Annotated in this window: 1 protein-coding gene and 1 pseudogene; both read left to right on the forward strand. The window is 52.0% G+C overall.

What is annotated here, in order from left to right; all coding sequences use genetic code 11:
- A pseudogene (locus AMS66_RS33975) lies at positions 1-556 on the forward strand (serine hydrolase); the annotation flags it as partial.
- A 289-nt stretch (positions 557-845) separates the two neighbouring features.
- A complete protein-coding gene (locus AMS66_RS19810; protein ID WP_053782437.1) occupies positions 846-2,324 on the forward strand; it encodes an alpha/beta hydrolase family protein in 1,479 nt (492 codons plus the stop codon).
- Positions 2,325-2,522: the final 198 nt, after the last annotated feature.

The following is a 2,522-nucleotide window of genomic DNA, read 5'->3' on the forward strand; positions in this document are numbered from 1 at the left end:
AGAGACCGTCAAAGCTTGGGCGAAACGGGAAGATGCTAAGTTCTATGTCGTGAACCAGAAATTCAGCTCCGAAGTGTATTTCTTCGAGCATCTGGCAATGACGATAAGCCTCGCCGACGGTCTGCCGGGTTATTGGGAGGATCGAAAGATCACAGGTCCGAACACGGCGACGAGTCAGATCCAGATCCCAGGAATGGTAGGCCGGGATACGACTGAAGTCCAGTTCTACACGGAAGACGGCATCGAATATTTGAAGGTAAATGCGCACTTACTTGTGAGCGAGGCGAATGTAAAACCGATCTATGCAGGAAATCAGTCCAAGGTCACGGTGCCAGCGAACGGGCATGCCAAATGGTTAACCATCCCGGCAGCGGCAGCAGGCAAAACGATGACGGTCAAGCTGCCAAAGAATGGTGCTTTCGCGGTATATGATGAGGAAGGATTATGCGTCAACTATACCATTGTCAGCGGCAACAACAAAGTGACTCTGCCCAAGAGCGGAACGATTGTATTTGCTGGGGCGCCGGGTTCGGAATTTAAAATAACAATGAAATAAGCTGTATATATTTCAACATGGGTATGGTCAATTGCGAAAAATCAGATAAGGTAACTCTATCTACGATCTAATCTCCTTTCTTGGTGGCGCGACCTTAAGGATATAATAGATTCGTCGGATGAGGTTATTTGCCCTTCGATTTCCATTAGAACTTTTGACTCTCCGGTATCCGTAGTATTCCACCGCTATAACCTCTTTGAAGTCCCTGCTATTGGAGAGGTTATTCGCTGTGGTAACATATTGCCGAACTGCCTGTTCGGCGGACAGTATTCGAGGAGGTCATCTTCAGATGAGAATCATGGAAGTTGTACTGGTGACGTTTAATGTGGTTATGTTGCTGTGGCTGGTTGTCGGGCAACAAAAGCCGCGACTGTTATTATGGGGAGGATCGGCCGTCTCGGCAGTTCTTCTCGTTGTACAGGGCTGGGTTGAGGGATGGCGCTGGCCCCTGATCCCCGCTTATGCATTTACGCTGGCTCCTTTATGGGCGCTGATGCTGGATCATCGGCGGCGCGCCCGAGCCGGGCAAGGGGGCGTTAAAAGGCGCGGCGTACGCAGAATTGCAGCGTTGTTATCCGCCTTTTTCTACGGGACGGTAACCGTTGCTGCGCCGTTGCTGTTCCCGGTGTTTACATTGGATGAACCGGCAGGCCCGTATGGGATTGGCACGGTCGCTTATCACTGGATTGACAACACCCGCGAAGAAACGTCCGCTGTGACGGCGGCCGGGGCCAAGCGGGAACTGAATGTACGTATCTGGTACCCGGCCAGCAAGGACGCTAAGGGAACCCGAGCGCCGTATGTGCCCGATTCCAAAGTGTATACCGAGGCATTTCAGCAGGAGTCTGGTCTGCCGAAGTTGTTTTTGACGAGCCTTGGACAAGCCCGTACGCATGCGATTGAACACGCGGCGCTGTCTGATACGGAAGCGGCGTATCCGGTAATTATTTTTTCACACGGGTCTGGCGGATTCGAGGGCCAGAACATGTTCCAGGTTGAGCAGTTGGTTAGCCATGGCTACATTGTGGCGGGAATCAATCATACTTACACCAGTATGGCTTCGATATTTCCGGATGGACGGGTGGCGTTATTCCATCCCGTGGACGGCACAGGGTTTGGAAAAGAGACATTTGAAAAAATGGACAAGCTGAATGAGGTTTGGGTGAACGATGTGCGGTTTGTGCTGAATCAACTTGAACAGCTTTCTGCCGCTGACCCGGATCGGCGGTTTACGGGACGGATGGACATGGAGCGACTTGGCATGTTCGGACACTCGTTCGGCGGGGCGTCTACAGTTCAGATGCTGCTGAGTGATCCGCGGGTTCGGGCAGGCATCAATATGGACGGAGCCTTGTACGGTGAACGCCGCATTCCGGCGGCAGGCATAAGCAAGCCGCTCCTGATGATCAGTGCGGACCAGTCGGTGGCGGGCTCCAGTGTCATAAGCGACGATCAGCTCGCCGCCTTGGGCATGACCCGCGGCGAAGTTGAACGATACTATGAAGAGGTCAATGCCCGGTATACGCCGGTAAAGGCCGGCGGGAACTACTGGCTGAAGCTGAACAACACTTCTCATATGAGCTTCACTGATAACTTTTTGATTTCGCCAATTCTGGAGTGGGTACAGAGAACGGACGCGCGCGGAACGCATCGGCTCGTCAACGATTTTACGCTTGATTTCTTCAATTATTATCTGAAAGGGCAGCCTTTGCAGATATTGAACAATGCTGTTGGCACGCACGATAATTATATTCTGGAAAAGGGATAAGCTTTTATCCGGTGCAAGTGCCGTCTGAAGAACAGACGGGAGCTGGAGAGAGGAGGGGGAAATACTGGAAGTATCAGGGGCATCCACCGTGGCCTCTGGTTGCTTTCTGGGCTCCTCCTGATCATCCAGATGCAGGATGCTGGCGGCATGTTTATTGAACAAATGCTGACGATTCATTATGTGAAAGACAAGTGGATG

Source organism: Paenibacillus xylanivorans, from assembly GCF_001280595.1.
GTDB classification, from domain to species: domain Bacteria; phylum Bacillota; class Bacilli; order Paenibacillales; family Paenibacillaceae; genus Paenibacillus; species Paenibacillus xylanivorans.